The 18,060-nt window shown below is 59.6% G+C and carries 19 protein-coding genes; 11 read left to right on the top strand and 8 right to left on the bottom strand.

Annotation, left to right across the window (positions count from 1 at the left end):
• Nucleotides 1–61: 61 nt before the first annotated feature.
• Both DOCECA_RS17875 and DOCECA_RS17880 read right to left on the bottom strand, forming a co-directional pair.
• Nucleotides 62–1,429, bottom strand: coding sequence for a DUF1329 domain-containing protein (locus tag DOCECA_RS17875; RefSeq protein ID WP_434607721.1), 1,368 nt, complete (start codon nucleotides 1,427–1,429; stop codon nucleotides 62–64).
• Between the two features lie 22 nt (nucleotides 1,430–1,451).
• Nucleotides 1,452–3,245, bottom strand: a complete 1,794-nt coding sequence (locus tag DOCECA_RS17880) for a DUF1302 domain-containing protein (RefSeq protein WP_420765482.1) — start codon at nucleotides 3,243–3,245, stop codon at nucleotides 1,452–1,454.
• 742 nt (nucleotides 3,246–3,987) lie between these two features.
• Between DOCECA_RS17880 and DOCECA_RS17885 the strand changes: the two genes are divergently transcribed.
• Nucleotides 3,988–4,752, top strand: a complete 765-nt coding sequence (locus tag DOCECA_RS17885; protein ID WP_434560595.1) for an N-acetylmuramoyl-L-alanine amidase — start codon at nucleotides 3,988–3,990, stop codon at nucleotides 4,750–4,752.
• A gap of 42 nt (nucleotides 4,753–4,794) precedes the next feature.
• Here DOCECA_RS17885 and DOCECA_RS17890 read toward each other — a convergent pair whose 3' ends face one another.
• The 4 genes from DOCECA_RS17890 to DOCECA_RS17905 form a co-directional block, all read right to left on the bottom strand.
• The gene (locus DOCECA_RS17890; RefSeq protein WP_420765484.1) at nucleotides 4,795–5,706 is read right to left on the bottom strand and encodes an SDR family oxidoreductase; all 912 of its coding nucleotides are present in this window, start codon (nucleotides 5,704–5,706) and stop codon (nucleotides 4,795–4,797) included.
• Nucleotides 5,707–5,854: 148 nt separating this feature from the next.
• Nucleotides 5,855–6,757 carry an alpha/beta fold hydrolase gene (locus DOCECA_RS17895; RefSeq protein WP_445570876.1) on the bottom strand — a complete coding sequence of 301 codons (903 nt, stop codon included), beginning with the start codon at nucleotides 6,755–6,757 and terminating at the stop codon, nucleotides 5,855–5,857.
• Nucleotides 6,757–7,539: a class II aldolase/adducin family protein gene (locus DOCECA_RS17900; protein ID WP_445570877.1), complete on the bottom strand. Its 783-nt coding sequence runs from the start codon at nucleotides 7,537–7,539 to the stop codon at nucleotides 6,757–6,759. The genes DOCECA_RS17895 and DOCECA_RS17900 overlap by 1 nt, the downstream gene beginning before the upstream one ends.
• 132 nt (nucleotides 7,540–7,671) lie before the next feature.
• Nucleotides 7,672–8,130 (bottom strand): flavodoxin, encoded by a 459-nt coding sequence (locus DOCECA_RS17905; RefSeq protein WP_420765487.1) that lies wholly within the window; start codon nucleotides 8,128–8,130, stop codon nucleotides 7,672–7,674.
• 154 nt (nucleotides 8,131–8,284) lie between these two features.
• On the opposite strand from DOCECA_RS17905, the gene DOCECA_RS17910 reads away from it, so the two are divergent.
• A complete protein-coding gene (locus DOCECA_RS17910) occupies nucleotides 8,285–8,758 on the top strand; it encodes a PAS domain-containing protein (RefSeq protein WP_434560601.1) in 474 nt (157 codons plus the stop codon).
• A gap of 49 nt (nucleotides 8,759–8,807) precedes the next feature.
• The gene (locus DOCECA_RS17915) at nucleotides 8,808–9,413 is read left to right on the top strand and encodes a hypothetical protein (RefSeq protein WP_420765489.1); all 606 of its coding nucleotides are present in this window, start codon (nucleotides 8,808–8,810) and stop codon (nucleotides 9,411–9,413) included.
• A gap of 7 nt (nucleotides 9,414–9,420) precedes the next feature.
• On the opposite strand, the gene DOCECA_RS17920 is transcribed toward DOCECA_RS17915, so the two are convergent.
• Nucleotides 9,421–10,380 carry a MerR family transcriptional regulator gene (locus DOCECA_RS17920; protein WP_445570878.1) on the bottom strand — a complete coding sequence of 320 codons (960 nt, stop codon included), beginning with the start codon at nucleotides 10,378–10,380 and terminating at the stop codon, nucleotides 9,421–9,423.
• A 345-nt stretch (nucleotides 10,381–10,725) separates the two neighbouring features.
• On the opposite strand from DOCECA_RS17920, the gene folM reads away from it, so the two are divergent.
• The 6 genes from folM to DOCECA_RS17950 all read left to right on the top strand — a co-directional run bounded on the left by folM (nucleotide 10,726) and on the right by DOCECA_RS17950 (nucleotide 14,546).
• Nucleotides 10,726–11,430, top strand: coding sequence for a dihydromonapterin reductase (gene folM / locus DOCECA_RS17925; RefSeq protein WP_434648933.1), 705 nt, complete (start codon nucleotides 10,726–10,728; stop codon nucleotides 11,428–11,430).
• 21 nt (nucleotides 11,431–11,451) lie between these two features.
• Nucleotides 11,452–12,009: a GTP cyclohydrolase I FolE gene (folE, locus tag DOCECA_RS17930; RefSeq protein WP_434560605.1), complete on the top strand. Its 558-nt coding sequence runs from the start codon at nucleotides 11,452–11,454 to the stop codon at nucleotides 12,007–12,009.
• A complete protein-coding gene (gene folX / locus DOCECA_RS17935) occupies nucleotides 12,010–12,390 on the top strand; it encodes a dihydroneopterin triphosphate 2'-epimerase (protein ID WP_420765493.1) in 381 nt (126 codons plus the stop codon).
• 97 nt (nucleotides 12,391–12,487) lie between these two features.
• Nucleotides 12,488–12,784 carry a DUF1244 domain-containing protein gene (locus tag DOCECA_RS17940; protein WP_420765494.1) on the top strand — a complete coding sequence of 99 codons (297 nt, stop codon included), beginning with the start codon at nucleotides 12,488–12,490 and terminating at the stop codon, nucleotides 12,782–12,784.
• Nucleotides 12,777–13,115, top strand: coding sequence for a HopJ type III effector protein (locus DOCECA_RS17945; RefSeq protein ID WP_420765495.1), 339 nt, complete (start codon nucleotides 12,777–12,779; stop codon nucleotides 13,113–13,115). The genes DOCECA_RS17940 and DOCECA_RS17945 overlap by 8 nt, the downstream gene beginning before the upstream one ends.
• A gap of 180 nt (nucleotides 13,116–13,295) precedes the next feature.
• The gene (locus DOCECA_RS17950; protein ID WP_445570879.1) at nucleotides 13,296–14,546 is read left to right on the top strand and encodes a 2-aminoadipate transaminase; all 1,251 of its coding nucleotides are present in this window, start codon (nucleotides 13,296–13,298) and stop codon (nucleotides 14,544–14,546) included.
• Between the two features lie 195 nt (nucleotides 14,547–14,741).
• Here the strand turns inward: DOCECA_RS17950 and trxB are convergent, their stop codons facing one another.
• Entirely contained in the window at nucleotides 14,742–15,704 is a 963-nt protein-coding gene (trxB, locus tag DOCECA_RS17955; RefSeq protein WP_420765497.1) for a thioredoxin-disulfide reductase, read from the bottom strand.
• Nucleotides 15,705–16,016: 312 nt separating this feature from the next.
• Here trxB and cysZ point away from each other — a divergent pair, with 312 nt between their 5' ends.
• Complete coding sequence (gene cysZ, locus DOCECA_RS17960) at nucleotides 16,017–16,772, top strand: sulfate transporter CysZ (protein WP_434607736.1); 756 nt, start codon at nucleotides 16,017–16,019, stop codon at nucleotides 16,770–16,772.
• Nucleotides 16,773–16,812: 40 nt separating this feature from the next.
• A complete protein-coding gene (locus DOCECA_RS17965; RefSeq protein ID WP_445570880.1) occupies nucleotides 16,813–18,012 on the top strand; it encodes a glycosyltransferase family 4 protein in 1,200 nt (399 codons plus the stop codon).
• The last annotated feature ends 48 nt before the right edge of the window (nucleotides 18,013–18,060 follow it).

Consider the following 18,060-nt stretch of genomic DNA (forward strand, 5'->3'; position numbering starts at 1 on the left):
CCATAAAAAAAAGACCGGCAACTCGGTTGCCGGTCTTCCTTTCGCTGTCCCGCCAGTAGGCTTACCGGACCCCACTCGAACGCAACGCCGCCGGGGTATAGTCAGCCGCCCGAGCCTCGAACCCATATACGTAGGCGTGTTTCTCTTCGTTCTTCATGCCCAGCGCGATGTAGCGGCCGGCGATGATGTCGTAGAGCGCCTCGAGGGTGTAGCCCGGGTTCTGATGGTCGTAGTAGAACTGGGCATGCCCCTCTGCCACGCGCCACAACTGGCCGCGACCGTCGTAATGGTCCACCAGCGCCGCTTGCCAGCTGTCCTCGTCGATGTACATGTGACGCTTGGCGTAGATATGCCGCTCGCTGGGCTTGACCGTCCCGACCACTTCCCACACCCGGTGCAATTCGTAGCGGGTCAGGTCCTGGTTGATGTGGCCGGCCTTGATCACGTCATCGTACTTGAGGCTTGGCGAATCGAGCTTGTAGCTGTTGTACGGGATGTACATTTCCTTCTTGCCGATCAGCTTCCAGTCGTAGCGGTCCGGCGCGCCGGAGAACAGGTCGAAGTTGTCGGAGGTACGCAAGCCGTCGGCGGCCGTCCCCGGGCCGTCATAGGCCACCTGCGGGGCACGTCGCACCCGGCGCTGGCCGGCGTTGTAGATCCACGCCAGGCGCGGTTCCTTCACCTGGTCGAGCGTCTCGTGTACCAGCAGCACGTTACCGGCCAGGCGCGCCGGCGCCGTGACCTCCTGCTTGAAGTAGGTCAACACGTTGCTGGCTTTTTCCGGGTCGGCGTCCTTGATCAGGAACGGCACGGCGATCTCTTCTTCGAAGCGGATCGGCGTGAAGCTGCCATTGGTCTGTGGCGTGGCCTGGGTGATGACGCGCCGCAGGTTACCGCCGTGGTACCGGGTGATGTGGTTCCACAGCACTTCCACGCCGTTTTTCGGGATCGGAAACGCGTAATACCGGTTGCCGGTGAAGTTGGCCAGGCCGTTGCCGTCGTTGATGGCGTTCACATTGAGCGCGCTGCGCTTGGCCGCCTCATAGATCTCCGGCGGCAGGCCGACACTGCGATGTGTCGGGTAGACCGGGATCTTGTAGGTTTCCGGGTAGCGCTTGAACATCGCGACCTGGCCGTCGGACAGCTTGTCCTTGTATTTGTCCACGGTCGCGGCGGTGATGGTGAACAGTGGTTTTTCATTGCCGAACGGATCGGCCAGGAAGCCTTTGCTGTCCACGGCGCCAGCGTTTTTCGGAATGCCGCCGGTCCAGGCCGGGATCGAGCCGTCAGCGTTGCCGGCCTTTTCCGCGCCCAGAGGCGTAAGGCTGGTGCCCAGCTTGTTCGCTTCCTCCGGCGAGACCGCCGCCATCACGTTCACGGCCAGCAGGCTCAGGGCCAGGGCACCGCATTGCAGGATCGTCTTGCGCATTGGGTTTTCCTTGTCAGCCAGATCAGAAGTTCACGCCGAAGCTCAGCGCGAGGAAGTCGCGGTCTTCGAGAACGTTGTAATCGCCGCCGAAGAAGTCGGTGTAGCTCAGACTGGCGGTGTAGGTATTGCGGTAATCGGCATCGACGCCGACGCTGACGGCCTTGGCGCCTTCGTTGAACAGGCCGTTGGGCCCATAGCCGGCCACATCGTGGGACCAGGACACGTTGGGCTTGAAGTTGACCCCGCCGATGACGTTGGAGTAGTCGAGAATCGCCCGAGCGCGGTAGCCCCAGGACGTCGACGTGACGAATCCATCGGTGTCACCGTTGAAGCCGTACTGGCCATAGACCGAGTCGCGGCCGTAACGCAGCTCGTCTTTCGACTCGAGACCACCGACATGCACGACCGCCGCCTCGCCTACCACGGTCAGGCGATCGGCGCCCAATACCTGGTCGAAGAAGTGGGTCAGGGTGCTCTGGAGCTGGGTGACTTCCTTGCGGCGGTAGCCGGTGTTGTCGGCGCCCGGCGAGGTGGCGATGGGGGACGCGGCGCCACCGGCGATCGGGTTCACCAAGGCGAGCGTCAGGTCATTGGTGTTGACCTGCACCGGTGCATTGGGGCGATAGCTGATCTCGCCGGTCCACGCAGTGCCTGTCGGCAGCGTGGTGGAGAAGCTCGCGCCGTACAGGCGGATGTCTTCAGGGTATTCAAGATAATACCCACCGCGACCCAGCATTACGCTTTGTGCCAGTCCCGCGCCGCTGCCCGGAGCAATCCCCTCGGCTATCGCAATCATGCCGGGCAGCGCGGACAACGTGGACAGTCCGGCCGTAGTGGTGCCCACGGTAGGCGTACGACTGTGGTAATTCATGAAATACAGGCCGTACTCGGTGTCATCGCCGAGCCAGCGCAACGCCGTCCCCCACTGGCCGGAATCCCGCGCATCGCGGTCACCGCCGCGGGGAATCACAACCCCTTCGCTGGTCACCTGGATGCCCTGGCCAAATGCCTCGGTCAGCGGTACGAACGGCGCAATCGCCGGGCTGCCTACGGTGTAACCAGTGGTGCATCCATCCGCCACCACATCGTTGCCGAAGAACGTACCGCAGTTATCGACGACCGTCTGGTCCCACTCTATCTGGTAGAAACCTTCGACAGTGAGCTTGTCCGTCAAGCCCTGGGAAGCAAACAGCATGTTCACCGGGATCAAGCCTTCCTTGATCTCCGCGCCCGGACGACGGAACGCAGACACGTCCACCGGGTTGATGCTGTTGATGGAGTTACCGATGAAGGTACTTTCACCCCAACTGACCACCTGCCTGCCGGCGCGCACGGTGCCGGGCAAATCGGCGATGGAATAGTTGTGATAGACAAAGGCATCGAGAATCTGCGCGCCCGATGACTTGGCGCCTTCTTTGCGATTGCTGTCGCTGATGTCCTTGAACTCCCGGTTTTCGTCCTTGAGTTCGAAGTCGTACCAGTACTTGCCGCGCACGAACACACCGGTGTCGCCGTACTTGAGTTCCAGGTCGTGCAAGCCCTTGAAGATTTTCGAGAAGGTCTCGCCTTTCTTGAAGTTAAGTCGCCCATCGTCACCGGTGGAGGATTGCCCCCTCCCCCCGTTGACCGTACCGACCAGATCCTTGTCGGCATCGCGCATGCCCCAGCTCGCGCCGACGGACAGAGAGGAGTCGAACTGCCCCTCGATCTCGCCAATGTTGAAAGAAACGGCCTGCGCCTGGGCACAGCAACCCAAGGCCACCGCGACGGCCAGCGCCTGCGGCTTGAAGATGGCGCGCATTGTTATTGTTGTCATGCGTCTTCCCCGGTGAGTGACAGAGCCTTCACCCTACTGCCGCCGGCATTGGGCGATAAGCGCACCAAGGGGGTATTCGCGCTGTACCCCAAAAGGATTACTGCCCGTGCTGGAACGGCTTATGCGGCAAGCATGAACGGACTGGATGATGGGTCATCAATGCCGCGCATGACCAACATGGTGCTCGCAACTGTTGCGCGCACTGCAACAGTGCATGTCCGTAACCGGACTGTTTCCTACAGCCTGCGCCTACTATGCTGGCCGGGCTTGCAGGACAACGGGCCCGCAAGCACAAGTCGCCTGGCGTCCCCCGCGCCTGACGCACCGTCATTCGGATGGATTGCGCATCAATCCATCGTCCCCGTGTACAACTGACGTTGATTTGTAGCTCCTTTCCAACGTCATGCTTAGGCCGCTGCTTTTGCAGCGGCCTTTTTTATTTGTAGGTTATTTTTCTCGATAAAAACTTCTCGATTCCTACAACACCTAGGTAATCCCTCAGCTGCCGAGTTTATTTAATTAACCATTATCTATTTTCGCGACGGGACGCCAGGAATAGCTATTTCGGCCATTCAAACTCTTCCTATCTATCTAACCCTCACTGCCATTAAAAAATCCTCAACCACCTAGCGCCAGTTCCTACAACAAACCGAGAACCCAACTACGCGCACATAAAAATTTCACTGTTACGCTGAAGTCAATCGCAGCACTTCGCTTCGATTTTCATCAGTGGATTATTGATATGCAGATAAATAATACAAGTTATCGCTCTAGAAAAGGTTTTAATAGCCGCATTCGCTTTCTGGTCTTCCATTACACAGCCGGCAACTTCGCCTCTTCCATCACCGCACTGACCGGTCCTTCGGTCAGTGCTCATTACCTTATCCCCGACTTTGCCGACCCCACTTACTTGAAGGCTGGCTTTAAAGAGCCACAGATCTTCAACCTTGTAGACGAAAACCAGCGGGCCTGGCATGCCGGTGTGAGCAGTTGGGGCAACCGCAGCAATTTGAATGACACTTCGATTGGCGTTGAAATTGTCAACCTGGCCACCGACAACCAAGGCCAATTTACCTTTCCGCCCTATAAGGCCCAGCAAATCGAGGCCATCGAGTATTTGGCATCCGACATTCTCAAGCGATATCCGGACATCAGCCCGGTCAACGTGGTGGCGCATTCGGACATCGCTGCGGGGCGAAAAAGCGACCCGGGCCCGATGTTTCCTTGGCGCGCGCTGTATCTCAAGGGAATTGGGGCTTGGTTTGACGATTGCACCCAGAAAACTTACATGCAGGCATACCAAACCCAGGGAATCCCGCTTCGCGAACAATTGCTGGGATTATTCAGGAGGTATGGCTATGACACGTCGGCGGCCACCACAACCGTAGGCTTTCAACGACTCGTACGCGCCTTCCAACTGCACTTCCGCCCGGCCAAGTATGACGGTGTGATGGACATCGAGACCGCCGCGAACCTGGCTGCCCTGGTGAAGAAATACTTCCCCTGAACCGGTCACCGCTGCTGACGGCAACCGGTCCGGGCGATGGGTTTAAACGGCGTAACGCTGCAGGTTAGCCATCATCTCTTTCAAGGCTTCGAGGTTGTCATTCGGGTGAACAGCATCCTGGAAGTCGCAGATCTGCTGCCAGTGGGCGGCGACGTCTTGCGGCGAGAAACCTTCGCGCGGGTCGAACCCCGCGCCGAGGCTGCGCTCCCAGCGCACCTTGCCCATCCAGCCGCCGCCCACTTCGAACAATCCGGAGGTTTCCTGACAGGCTTCACTGGCCAGGTACACCACCAGTGGGCTGACCAGTTCAGGCTTGAGTTGCTCGAACACTTGCGGCGGGATCAGGCCTTCGGTCATGCGGGTGCCGCCGGTGGGAGCGATGGCATTGACCAGGATATTGTTCTTGCGACCTTCGATGGCCAGGGTGCGAGTCAGGCCATAGAGACCAAGCTTGGCCATGCCGTAATTGGACTGGCCAAAGTTGCCGTAGATGCCGGACGTGGAAGCCGTGAAGATTACCCGGCCATAATTCTGCTCGCGCAAATGCGGCCAGGCCGCACGAGTAACTTTGTAAGCGCCTTCGACATGAACGCGATACACCAGGTCCCAATCGGCATCGTCCATTTTGTGAAAAGTCTTGTCTCGCAGGATACCGGCGTTGTTGACGACAACATCAACCCTGCCGAACACGTCGAGGGCATTCTGTACTAGCTTGTCGCCATCGGTAACCGAATCGTGATTGGCTTCGGCAACGCCGCCGGCTTCGCGAATTTCACTGACCACCCGATCCGCCGCCGAAGCGTTGGCTCCCTCCCCCTGCGCCGAACCGCCAAGATCGTTGACCAGCACTTTTGCGCCATGCCTGGCGAACAACAGCGCATGGGCGCGACCCAGGCCGCCACCGGCTCCGGTGACGATCACCACTTTATCTTCGAAGCGCACAGAATCATTCATGGGCAGAACTCCAACAGGCCGATAGGACATTGCCACGAGTCTCCTGTACAAGCCGACCAGTCACAATCAACAAGGGAGAAAGTGAATAGCAGCCGATAAGGTGCAGGGATGATGCCCCGGTTGCGCTACGTCGCCCTGAAAGCAAGCGTCAGGAACACGCCAGTTGCCGGGAAGGCGCAGCGATGGCTTCACGAAACGCGAGGTAATGCTTGAGCACCTGTACAGGCGCCTCGGTGTGGGGGTAGTGACCAATATCGGGCAACAACACTGTGTCGGGATTGGGAACCAGGGCTTGGTAGCGCGCCACCATATGCGCGCCGGAAATGGGATCGAACGTCCCATCGATCACCCGCATGGGCACCTCGCCGCGCTGCATCGCCTTGACCCAGCGATCACGCTGCACGCGCCGCTCCGGGATATAGGCAATGAGTTTATGCATGATCCGTGGCCCGCGATGGGTTTCGACCAGGCTCCAGTAATCATCCAGTTCACTCTCGGTGGGAGCAGTCCAAGGGCCGAAGATCCGTCGGAAACTCTTGACCAGGCCATCCCTGGAAAACGCCCGGCCGATCAGCCAACCCAGAGGGCTGAGCAACAGTTTTTGCATCAGCACCGGACGATGGGTTTCCGGGAATAAACCGCCATTGAGAAAGGTGCAACTGGCGACATTGGCGCGTGCCTCGCCATGCCGGGCGATGAGCTCCTGCGCCACACTGTCGCCGTAGTCATGGGCCAGTATATGGATCGCTTGCGTCACATTCAGGTGGGCCAGCAATGCCTGTTGCAGGTCGGCCTGTTCGAGCAGGCTGTAGACATGGTCCACTGGCTTGGCGGAGTCACCAAAACCGAGCATGTCGCAGGCAATCACCCGATAACGTTGTGCCAGCGGCTGCCAAAGGTAGTGCCAATCCCAGCTTGCGGTAGGGAACCCGTGGATTAGCAGCAATGGCTCGCCGTGCCCCGCAGTCCAGTAACGGATAGCGTGGCCACGAAACATGAATGTCTGGCCGCGCTGGCGCCAGATACGCAAGGGGATCTGGACCATGGGCATCAGCTCTTATAACTCGGATCTTGCAGGTCGAGTTTGCGCAGGAGCGCCGGCCAGGCCAACGCGCCTCCCATGCCCTGGGCGCTCTTGGTCACGCCGGCCACCATCGCACGGGCACCGGCCAACACCTGCGGCTCGATGGCAATCAGCTCGGCGCCGCCGGTCTGGGCAAGGACCTGGATTTCGCAGGCTCGCTGGAAAATGAACATCATCAGGAACGTATCGGCAATCGTCCCGCCGCAGGTCAGCAGGCCATGGTTATGCAACATCAGGAAGTTGTTCTCACCGAGGTCAGCTTGCAGGCGGACTTTTTCCTCAGGATTCAAAGCCACCCCTTCATAAGGGTGGTACGCCAGGCTCGACAATACGAACAACGACTGCTGGCTGATCGGGAGCACTCCTTGCTTCTGCGCCGACACCGCGACGCCGGCGGCGGTGTGGGTGTGCAGCACACACGCCACGTCGTGCCGCACCTCGTGAATCGCGCTGTGGATGGTATAGCCCGCGGGGTTGATCTCGTAGGAGCTGTCCATCAGCTTGTTGCCAGCCTGATCGATCTTGACCAGGTTCGAGGCGGTGATTTCCTGGAACATCAAGCCGTACGGATTGATCAGAAACTCTTCCGTGCCAGGCACCTTCGCAGAGATATGGGTGAAGATCAGGTCGTCCCAGCCATGCAGCGCGATCAGCCGATAACAGGCCGCCAGATCGACTCGGGTTTGCCATTCGGCTGCACTGACCTGATCCTTGATGCCGGCTGCCGATTGAAGGGACGCTACGCTCACGGCTATGACCTCTCTCTGGCTTCTTGTTATAAGAAAACGTCCACTTCTTCGTGAACAAGAAAACCAGTCTAGTCAGCTCCAGCGAGGGCGGTAGTTGCATTGGCAGCCAGCTTACTGGCCGAGCGGGTCACATCAGGCCGGCTTCAATTTGCCGATCAACTCCTTCAGCCAGGGTTCGGCATCCGACTCAGGCGTAACGCTTTCACTGGCATCCAAGCGCAACATAGGCAGTACTTGCTGCACGCCCAGCTCGGCGAACAATTCACACATCTGCTCGCCGCCGCCGCAGAACGTGTCGCCATAACTGGCATCACCCAGGCCGATGACAGCGCCAGGCAAGCCGCGGAACGATGCGGGCAACTGGTCGCGAATCATTGAGTACAGCGGCATGAGGTTGTCCGGCAGCTCACCCATGCCCGTTGTCGACGTTACGGCCAGCAACGCTTGTGGTCCGAAGGACAGGATATCCGCCAAGGTTGCCCGCGGATTAAGGAAGGTTTCGAAATCGGCATCACGCAACATTGTTTCGGCGTGGCGGGCAACTTCTTCGGCCGTGCCGTATACGGAGCCGGAAAGAATCGCGACTTTCATCAATCTGATCCTGAAGCTGAATAGAAGACCGGAATAGTAACAGGCTGCGGGTGAAAGCTGCGATTGACTCTCAACACCAGATAATGGCAAATAGACATCGCTGGACGTTCTTTTTTATAAAGCATTTATTCGGCTGCTCAACAGGGAAGGTTTCATGATCAACGCTCATCTGATGCAATTGGTGATCAACGCTTCGAACGACGGGATCGTCATCGCCGAGAAGGAAGGCGAAGACAACATACTGATCTACGTGAACCCTGCATTCGAGCGGCTGACTGGCTATAGCAGTGACGAAATCCTCTACCAGGACTGCCGTTTTTTGCAGTCGGGTGATCGCGACCAGCCTTCCCTCGAATTCATTCGCACGACGTTGAAGCAAGGCGGCTCCTGCCGGCAAATCCTGCGCAACTACCGCAAGGACGGCACACCTTTCTGGAACGAGTTGTCGCTGTCCACGGTGAAAAACGAGGCTGACGGCCACACCTATTTCGTCGGTGTGCAAAAAGACGTAACGGCCCAAGTGAAGGCTCAACAGCGCATTACCCAACTGGAAGCGGAGTTGGCTGAAGCCCGGGAAACCGTCGCGCGCCTCCATGCGACGAATGGCGAAAACAAAACCGCGAATTAGCGGTCAGTCACTACAATCACCGGTGAAAGTAATTTTTTTCGAGCACCTTATGCAGCGCGACGCCCTTCTCACCCAGGATGAGCTGGATTTCATCCGGACCATGCAGCACAACCCGCAGTTGAACGAGCGGGATGTCACGTCGAGCTTGCTGGTAAACGGTGGGTCGCAGATCCGTGATCTGCTGACACGCCTGGCGGCGAATGAACAGGTCACGCTGCAGGCCAATTTCGAAAATCAACAGATGACCTTTCCGTTACAACTCGTCGAAGATGAATTCCACGCGATGCACCTTCGCCTGGGTGTGCCGAGCATCTATGAAGAGGGGCCGAAGGTGCGCCCGTGGCGCCTGACGCTTGATGAGCCGGTCGCCCTGGAGAACGCCAAGGGCCAGCCAGGGCCCTTATGGGTGCACGAGGTCTCTTGCAAAGGCGTATTGCTGGAAATACGCAATCGCACCAAGCCGCCCAAGCAATTCGCCCTGTGGTTCAGCCCGTCTGGCTATGAAAGGATTTCTCTTCGCGGGACTTTCGAACGGGAAACAGAGCAAGGCATGTATGCCTATCACCTGGCCCAGCATGACCAGGACGAAACCGAGCGCCTGCGCCAATACATCCTGCAACAGCACCGCCTGACCCATCCGGCGATGCACTTCTAAACGCGGTTCACGTATCCAGGTTACCCGCCAGGAACTGATGCAAGCGCTGCCCCATCACCGAACCCTCATTTCCCAGACAAGCGATCGGCGATCCCGCCAGGCTTTCCTGTGCCAGGTCGGAGGCTTCGCCGGCCAGCAACAGGGGACAATCCAGGCCCATCGCCAATTTGGTCAGCCGCCTGGGCAATTCGGCGGCCGGTGCATGATTGGAGACCAGCACCAACGCCAACGGCCGGATCTTCTGGCAAACCAGCGTCAGTTCATCAAAGGGCTGCCCGACGGTCATGACCCGCACGCCCACCTCTGCCTTGGAAACGAACAGCGCTGTTACCAGCAACTCCAACTCCCGGCATTGACCAGCAACGGCACTGACCAGCACTCGCCGCGAGGTTGCCTCACGCTTGAGCAGGAGACGGTGCATGACCCGCGAACGCAAGAAACCGTCGAAGAACAGCCATTCGCTGGTATGCCCGAACTCATGCTGGCGATGCAGCAGGTCTCGCCAGAGCGGCATCAGAATGTCCTGGAATACCACGGGCTCGGCGTAACTCGAGAAAATCTTTCCGTAGACACGATCCAGTTCGATGTCGTCAAAATTGCCGACCGCATCCGACACCTGCTGCTGCCAATCGCTGTAATCGGCACGAACCAGATCGGGTGAAATAAACTTGGAGACTGGCCGTACCGATTCGGTTTTCGCAAGGATCTTACCCACCTTGCTCACGGCGACCCCGCGCTCGATCCAGGCGAGAATGCTCCGCACCTTTTCGATATCGATCAAAGAATACAAGCGATGCCCGCTTTCGGTGCGTGTGGGCTGGATCAGGCCGTAGCGACGCTCCCATGCACGCAAGGTCACCGGGTTGACCCCCGTCAACCGGGCGACTTCCCGAATCGGAAGCAAATCCTCGCGGGTCGAAGCGACAGATGCCTGAGAAGGGTGGTTTTCCTCGACTATCGCGCTCATTTGCCTGGATTTCCCAGCTGGAAAATTGGATCCCAGTTTACCCCTTTCCCGCCATGGGCTGACAAGGATAAACACGCCCGCCCTGCGGATTCGTTGTTTATTGCTCGAAAGCAACAATGCTCGCGCACCCTGCTGCCAGGCGCAGCCCAACGCCCACGGGGCGTTTTTCCCATAGCGCTCGTTACAAAGCGAAACAAAATGTCTGGGTCCCCGGTCAAGGGAACCGGTCTCGAAATCGTTAACCCCTGACAGCGCCCCAGCGCTGTACTCGTCTTTACGCATAGGAGGCGCCGGCCGTCGCTGTTATAGTTTTTGCTTGTGCCGCGAACCGAGCCGAACCGTCCCATGTCCACCGCCCCGATCCTGATCACCGGCGCAGCCCAACGCGTCGGCCTGCACTGCGCCCGACGTTTATTGGAGGACGGGCAGCCGGTCATAGCCACTTACCGCACCGAACGCCCGGGCGTGCAGACGCTGCGGGACCTGGGGGCCACGGTGCTGTTTGCCGACCTTGCCAGCGAACCGGGAATCCTGGCGTTCATCGATCTGCTCAAGCAGCACACCGACCAGTTGCGAGCCGTCGTGCACAACGCCTCGGCCTGGCTGGCAGAAACGCCGGATAGCGAAACCACCGCGTTCAACGCCATGTTTGGCGTCCATATGCTCGCGCCTTACCTGATCAACCTGCATTGCGCCGAGCTTCTGCGTCGTTCGGTCCCAGCGGATATCGTGCACATCAGCGATGACGTGACACGCAAAGGCAGCAGCAAGCACATCGCCTATTGCGCCACCAAGGCCGGCCTGGAAAGTCTGACGCTGTCATTTGCGGCGAAGTATGCACCGGCCATCAAAGTCAACGGTATCGCCCCGGCCCTGCTACTGTTCAATCCCGGCGACGACCCAACCTATCGTGCCAAGGCCCTGGCCAAGTCCGCGCTGGGTATCGAGCCCGGCAGCGAAGTCATGTACCAGAGCTTGCGTTATCTGCTGGATAACTCATATGTCACCGGCACGACCCTGACGGTAAATGGCGGGCGGCACATCAAATAGTCACGGTTCGAGGAAGTATCCATGGCGCTTTCGCCCCAGCATTACCGTGAGATCCTGATCGGCCTGGGCGAAGACCCGGAGCGCGAAGGCCTGCTGGATACTCCGGTGCGCGCGGCCAAGGCCATGCAGTACCTGTGTCATGGCTACGAGCAAAGCGTCGAGCAGATCGTCAACGGCGCTCTGTTTGCTTCCGACAGCGATGAAATGGTGATCGTCGCCGACATCGAGCTTTATTCACTGTGCGAACATCACCTGCTGCCCTTCATCGGCAAGGCCCATGTGGCTTATATTCCAACGGGCAAGGTCCTGGGGCTGTCGAAGGTCGCCCGGCTGGTGGACATGTTCGCCCGCCGCCTGCAAATCCAGGAGAATCTCACCCGGCAAATTGCCGACGCCGTGCAGGAGGTCACCCAGGCTGCGGGCGTTGCGGTGGTGATCGAAGCCCAACACATGTGCATGATGATGCGCGGTGTGGAAAAACAGAACTCGACCATGAACACCTCGGTGATGCTCGGTGCCTTTCGCGAATCCAGCACCACGCGTCAGGAGTTTCTGCAATTGATTCGACGGAGCCAATAAATGCCTCAACTTCAACCCGCCATGGCGCGTATCAAGGTCAAGGACCTGCGCCTGCGTACGTTCATCGGCATCAATGAGGATGAAATCCTCAACAAGCAGGATGTGCTGATCAACCTGACCATCCTCTACGCGGCTCAAGAGGCCGTGCGCGACAACGACATCGACCACGCCCTGAACTACCGCACCATTACCAAGGCAGTCATTGCCCATGTGGAAGGCAATCGCTTCGCCCTGCTCGAACGCCTCACCCAGGAGTTGCTGGACCTGGTCATGGCGAACGAGTCGGTGCTGTACGCCGAGGTCGAAGTCGACAAGCCACACGCGTTGCGCTTCGCCGAGTCCGTATCGATCACGCTCGCAGCAAGCAGGGCTACTCCGTAGCCGCCAACAGTCTCAAGCTGTAACCTTCAAGCCTGAACGCCGCAAACCAACTAGCAGCTTGAAGCTCGCCGCTTGAAGCTGTCTCGCAGAGACCCTCATGAACGACCAACAACGCCTCGAACTTGAAGCCGCCGCTTTCCGCCGGCTGGTTGCCCACCTCGACAGCCGCAAGGATGTGCAGAACATCGACCTGATGAACCTCGCCGGTTTCTGCCGCAACTGCCTGTCCAAGTGGTACAAGGCCGCCGCCGATGAGCGTCAGGTCGAGGTCAGCCTCGATGATGCGCGCGAAGTAGTCTACGGCATGCCCTATGCCGAATGGAAAGCCCAATACCAGAAAGAAGCCAATGCCGAGCAGCAAGCGGCGTTTGCCAAAGGAAACCCCGATGCTTGACCTGAACACTTTCCGCGCCAGCCTCGAGAGCGGTGAGCATGTCTTTGCCGACACCCTGGCGTTCATTGCCGAAGGCTACGACTACCAGCCCCAGGCCTTCGACAACGGTGGCGTGAAGAACGCGGCCGGGCAGAACGAAGGCTCCTGCAAGACGTTGGGCCTGGCACTGCTTGAGGGCTTGAGCGACAAAGAGGCGCTCCTGGCATTCGGCGAGCATTACCGTTCGGTACTGAACACGCCCGAAGGAAGCGACCACGGCAATATCCGCGCGTTGATAGCCCATGGGTTGGCGGGCGTGAAGTTCGAAGCCCAGCCATTGCAACGCCGCTGATTCACCCGCTGCCGTAGCGAGGGAGCTTGTTCCCTCGCTACGGGGAATACGTCTCAAGTTAAATGGCACCTCACCACATCCCGACTTTTATGATTGACCCGGCGACTTTATTTCGTTTGCCGGGCACTGCTTCTCGCGGCTTAGATAAGGCAAATCCTTTCTTCTTCCGAGCCGTCATCCATGAGCCGCGACAGCATCAGCCAATCGATTTCCTTCGTTCACCCCGTCAGTCTCAGCCACGGGAAAAATGCCGAGGTCTGGGATTGCGACGCCAAGCGCTATATTGATTTCGTGGGTGGCATTGGCGTGTTGAATCTGGGCCATTGTCATCCTCGCATCGTCGAGGCGATCCGCGAGCAAGCCACCCGCCTGACGCACTACGCCTTCAATGCCGCGCCCCACGCGCCTTACCTCCAATTGATGGAGCGCCTGGCCGCATTCATCCCGGTCGGTTATCCGGTGAGCGGCATGCTGACCAACAGCGGCGCCGAAGCGGCTGAAAATGCCTTGAAGATCGTGCGCGGCGCCACGGGACGCACTGCCGTGATTGCTTTCGACGGCGGCTTCCATGGGCGAACCCTCGCCACCCTCAATCTCAACGGCAAGGTCGCGCCGTACAAACAGAAAGTCGGCGTACTGCCCGGACCGGTCTATCACCTGCCCTACCCCAGCCACGACAATGGCGTGACGTGCGCCGAAGCGCTGAAAGCCATGGACAGGCTGTTCAGCGTCGAGATCGATGTAAACGACGTGGCCTGTTTCATCGTCGAGCCGGTGCAGGGCGAAGCCGGTTTCCTGGCGATGGACGTGGCGTTCGCCCAGGCGTTGCGGCAGTTCTGCGACGACAAGGGCATCGTGCTGATCGTCGATGAGATCCAGTCCGGTTTCGGCCGCACCGGCCAGCGCTTCGCGTTCTCGCGACTGGGGATCGACCCGGACCTGATCCTGCTGGGCAAAAGCATCGCTGGCGGTGTCCCTCTGGGGGCGGTGGTAGGGCGCAAGTCGCTGATGGATAACCTGCCAAAGGGTGGGCTCGGTGGCACCTATTCCGGCAACCCCATCGCCTGCGCCGCCGCGCTGGCAACGCTGGATGAAATGACTGACGCCAATCTCCACGCGTGGGGCGCACAACAGGAAGAAGCGATCGTCAGCCGCTACGAGTCGTGGCGCCGCCGTGGGCTGTCGCCGTACCTGGGCCGCCTGACCGGCGTCGGCGCCATGCGCGGGATCGAACTGGCCCACGCCGATGGCACCCCGGCCCCGGCACAACTGACACAACTGCTGGCCCTGGCACGTGAGTCGGGCCTGCTGCTGATGCCCAGTGGTAAATCGCGGCACATCATCCGGCTGCTGGCGCCGTTGACGACCGAAGCGGCGATGCTGGAAGAGGGCTTGGACATCCTGGAGGCGTGCCTGGCGGAACTGGCCTGATCTAGGTTTTCCTGACCACACATAACCTTGTGGGAGCGAGCCTGCTCGCGATCGCGGTATATCAGCCAGCACCGACATTGACTGGTCTGACGCCATCGCGAGCAAGCTCGCTCCCACAGAAACCGCCCATGAAGTTGCGTTAAACACCAAGCACAAAAAAACCGGCCGAAGCCGGTTTTTTTAATGCCTGATGAATCAGAACGAAACGTTCTGCAGGCCGTCCAGGTAACGTTCGGTGTCCAGAGCCGCCATGCAACCAGCGCCAGCCGAGGTGATGGCCTGGCGGTAGACGTGGTCGGCCACGTCGCCGGCGGCGAAGATACCTTCGACGCTGGTGGCGGTAGCGTTGCCGTCGCGGCCACCCTTGACGACCAGGTAGCCGTCCTTGAGCTCCAGCTGGCCTTCGAACAACGAAGTATTCGGCGTGTGGCCGATGGCGATGAATACGCCGTCAACCTTGATTTCTTCGAAGCTGCCATCGTTGTTCTTCAAGCGCGCGCCGGTCACGCCCATGTTGTCACCCAACACTTCGTCCAGGGTCGCGTTGAGCTTGAGGATGATCTTGCCTTCGGCGACGCGGGCGTTGAGCTTGTCGATCAAAATCTTCTCGGCGCGGAATGTTTCGCGACGGTGAACCAGGGTGACCGTGCTGGCGATGTTGGCCAAGTACAGCGCTTCCTCGACCGCGGTGTTGCCGCCGCCGACCACCGCCACGGGTTTGTTGCGGTAGAAGAAACCGTCGCAGGTAGCGCAGGCCGAAACGCCTTTGCCCATGAACGTTTCTTCCGACGGCAGGCCCAGGTAACGAGCGCTGGCGCCGGTGGCGATGATCAGGGCATCGCAAGTGTAGGTCGCGCTGTCGCCGGTCAAGGTGTATGGCTTGGCGGCGAAATCCACGGCATTGATGTGGTCGAAGACGATCTCGGTCTCGAAGCGCTCGGCGTGTTCTTTCATGCGCTCCATCAAGGCCGGGCCGGTCAGGCCGTGGACGTCGCCTGGCCAGTTGTCGACTTCGGTAGTGGTGGTCAATTGACCGCCGGCTTGCATGCCGGTGATCAACAACGGCTTGAGGTTGGCACGTGCCGCATAAACCGCGGCGCTGTAACCGGCAGGGCCGGAACCGAGAATAATCACACGCGAATGACGGACTTCAGACATGACCTGCTCCTGTTGACCGGACCCTGCGGCCCGGAACGCCGGCTGAGCGGCGGGAATAAAAAAAGACTGTTGATGCACTTGGGGAAGGCTTGGGTTCGACAGTCCTGTAAAAAGAATGGGTGCAGCGTATCGAGGGACCGAAGATTAAGGAAATACGGTTTAACAATCCAGCTCATAGGTGAGCTCTATCCGCCGCGACGCCGCCGATAGCGACAAACCTGCGCTAAACCTTTGTTACACGCCGTGTCGCGACTTTCCCGCACAAGGCAAAGTCGGTAAGGTCGGGCGCGTCCACTACCCTTGGAGCCACCTATGCCCGCCCCCGTCCTGTCCGGCCCGCAATATTTGCGCGAAGGGCTCAAATTGGTCCTGAGCCCCAGCCTGCGCCTCTTTGTTCTGCTGCCGCTGGCTGTCAACCTGGTGTTGTTCGTCGGGCTGATCTACCTCGCCGGCCACCAGTTCAGCTTGTGGGTCGACACGCTGATGCCGTCGCTGCCGGATTGGCTGAGTTTCCTGAGCTATGTCCTGTGGCCTCTGTTCGTCGTCCTTGTGGTGCTGATGGTATTTTTCACTTTCACGATGCTTGCCAACATCATCGCGGCGCCTTTCAACGGTTTTCTCGCCGAGAAGGTCGAAGTGGTAGTACGCGGCACGGATGATTTCCCAGCGTTCAGTTGGGGCGAGTTGGTCGCCATGGTCCCGCGCACCCTGGCTCGAGAGGCGCGCAAGCTCGGTTATTTTCTGCCCCGGGCCCTGGGGCTGTTCGTGCTGTCGTTCATCCCGGTGGTCAATCTGGTGGCCGCGCCACTGTGGTTGCTGTTCGGGATCTGGATGATGGCGATCCAGTACATCGACTACCCGGCGGACAACCACAAGCTGGGCTGGAACGAAATGCTCGCCTGGCTGCGGGAAAAGCGCTGGCAGAGCCTGGGTTTTGGCGGCAGCGTGTACCTGGTGCTGCTGATTCCCTTCGTGAACATTCTGATGATGCCGGCGGCGGTGGCCGGGGCGACGTTGTTCTGGGTGCGGGAGCAAGGCGCCGAGACGGCGCTGGCGCGACAGGGCTGACCCGGTCACAAATCCGTCATCCTGACGTCACACTGGCGAAATGGCCCCGGTCGACACTGGGGCCATGACCACACTCCTGCACGTTACGCTCGTCACCGAAACCTTTGCGCCGGAAATCAATGGCGTAGCCAATACCCTGGGTCGTCTTCATGACGGTTTGCGCGCCCGCGGGCATCGGGTAGAACTGATTCGCCCTCGCCAGGCGGGAGACCAGGGTCTGACCAGTGATGACCAATTGCTGCTGTGCCGGGGCTGGCCATTGCCGGGGTATCCGGGTTTGCAGTGGGGACAGGCTTCGATGCACAAGCTGTTGCGGCGCTGGAAGCGTCATCGCCCGGACGTGTTGTATATCGCCACCGAAGGGCCGCTGGGCTTGTCTGCGTTGCGTGCCGCGCGGCGCCTGGGTATTTCGGTGGTCAGTGGCTTCCATACCAACTTCCAGCAATACACCCAGCAATACGGCCTCGGCCTGCTGAGCCGTGGGCTCACGCATTACTTGCGCTGGTTCCATAACCGCTCGAGCCTGACGCTGGTGCCCAGCGTCAGCCAGCGCCTGGAACTGGAACGCCGGCATTTCGAACGCGTGGCATTGTTGTCCCGTGGCGTGGATAGCCATTTGTTTCATCCGGCCAAACGCTCAGCCGCCTTGCGCAAAAGCTGGGGCCTGGATGATGACGCTATCGCGGTGCTTCATGTGGGACGCCTGGCGCCGGAGAAAAACCTGGCGCTGCTCAAACGCAGTTTCGACACCCTGCGCAGTGCTTTTGCGACACGGCAAATCAAACTGGTGATCGTTGGAGACGGCCCACAGCGGCTCGCTCTCGAGCAACAACTGCCCGAGGCGATATTCTGCGGGGCGCAACGTGGCGAAGCGCTGGCCGCCCATTACGCGTCCGGGGATGTGTTTGTCTTTCCGAGCCTGACCGAAACCTTCGGCAACGTTGTGCTGGAAGCACTGGCATCCGGGCTCGGCGTGGTGGCCTACGACCAGGCCGCGGCGGCGCAGCACATCCGTCATGGCTATAACGGCGTATTGGCGATGCCTGGGGATGAAGAAGCATTTTGCGACGCGGCCCGTTGGCTGCTGGAAGAGCCAGAGGCCTTGCGTTGCGTGAGGCTCAACGCGCGCCAGCATGCCAGCCGCCAGGGCTGGGGGGCGGTGATCGAGCAGTTCGAGGCGTTATTGCGAAGCGCTTGTGTCGGCGAGCAGGTGCTGCCTGCTGCGCCGACTGTGCGTTGATTATCCGATGATGCCGAGGCAGCCATCGCGAGCCTGCTCGCGAAGGCA

Source organism: Pseudomonas sp. E102 (assembly GCF_052660185.1).

Excerpts from the sequence above, each read along its gene's own strand:
- trxB (WP_420765497.1), bottom strand. The coding sequence starts at position 15,704 with ATGTCTGAAGTCCGTCATTCGCGTGTGATTATTCTCGGTTCCGGCCCT.
- DOCECA_RS17915 (WP_420765489.1), top strand. The coding sequence starts at position 8,808 with ATGCAGCGCGACGCCCTTCTCACCCAGGATGAGCTGGATTTCATCCGG.
- DOCECA_RS17940 (WP_420765494.1), top strand. The coding sequence starts at position 12,488 with ATGAACGACCAACAACGCCTCGAACTTGAAGCCGCCGCTTTCCGCCGG.
- folE (WP_434560605.1), top strand. The coding sequence starts at position 11,452 with ATGGCGCTTTCGCCCCAGCATTACCGTGAGATCCTGATCGGCCTGGGC.
- folX (WP_420765493.1), top strand. The coding sequence starts at position 12,010 with ATGCCTCAACTTCAACCCGCCATGGCGCGTATCAAGGTCAAGGACCTG.
- DOCECA_RS17945 (WP_420765495.1), top strand. The coding sequence starts at position 12,777 with ATGCTTGACCTGAACACTTTCCGCGCCAGCCTCGAGAGCGGTGAGCAT.
- cysZ (WP_434607736.1), top strand. The coding sequence starts at position 16,017 with ATGCCCGCCCCCGTCCTGTCCGGCCCGCAATATTTGCGCGAAGGGCTC.
- DOCECA_RS17880 (WP_420765482.1), bottom strand. The coding sequence starts at position 3,245 with ATGACAACAATAACAATGCGCGCCATCTTCAAGCCGCAGGCGCTGGCC.
- DOCECA_RS17920 (WP_445570878.1), bottom strand. The coding sequence starts at position 10,380 with ATGAGCGCGATAGTCGAGGAAAACCACCCTTCTCAGGCATCTGTCGCT.
- DOCECA_RS17890 (WP_420765484.1), bottom strand. The coding sequence starts at position 5,706 with ATGAATGATTCTGTGCGCTTCGAAGATAAAGTGGTGATCGTCACCGGA.
- DOCECA_RS17950 (WP_445570879.1), top strand. The coding sequence starts at position 13,296 with ATGAGCCGCGACAGCATCAGCCAATCGATTTCCTTCGTTCACCCCGTC.
- DOCECA_RS17885 (WP_434560595.1), top strand. The coding sequence starts at position 3,988 with ATGCAGATAAATAATACAAGTTATCGCTCTAGAAAAGGTTTTAATAGC.
- DOCECA_RS17910 (WP_434560601.1), top strand. The coding sequence starts at position 8,285 with ATGATCAACGCTCATCTGATGCAATTGGTGATCAACGCTTCGAACGAC.
- DOCECA_RS17905 (WP_420765487.1), bottom strand. The coding sequence starts at position 8,130 with ATGAAAGTCGCGATTCTTTCCGGCTCCGTATACGGCACGGCCGAAGAA.
- folM (WP_434648933.1), top strand. The coding sequence starts at position 10,726 with ATGTCCACCGCCCCGATCCTGATCACCGGCGCAGCCCAACGCGTCGGC.
- DOCECA_RS17875 (WP_434607721.1), bottom strand. The coding sequence starts at position 1,429 with ATGCGCAAGACGATCCTGCAATGCGGTGCCCTGGCCCTGAGCCTGCTG.
- DOCECA_RS17965 (WP_445570880.1), top strand. The coding sequence starts at position 16,813 with ATGGCCCCGGTCGACACTGGGGCCATGACCACACTCCTGCACGTTACG.
- DOCECA_RS17895 (WP_445570876.1), bottom strand. The coding sequence starts at position 6,757 with ATGCCCATGGTCCAGATCCCCTTGCGTATCTGGCGCCAGCGCGGCCAG.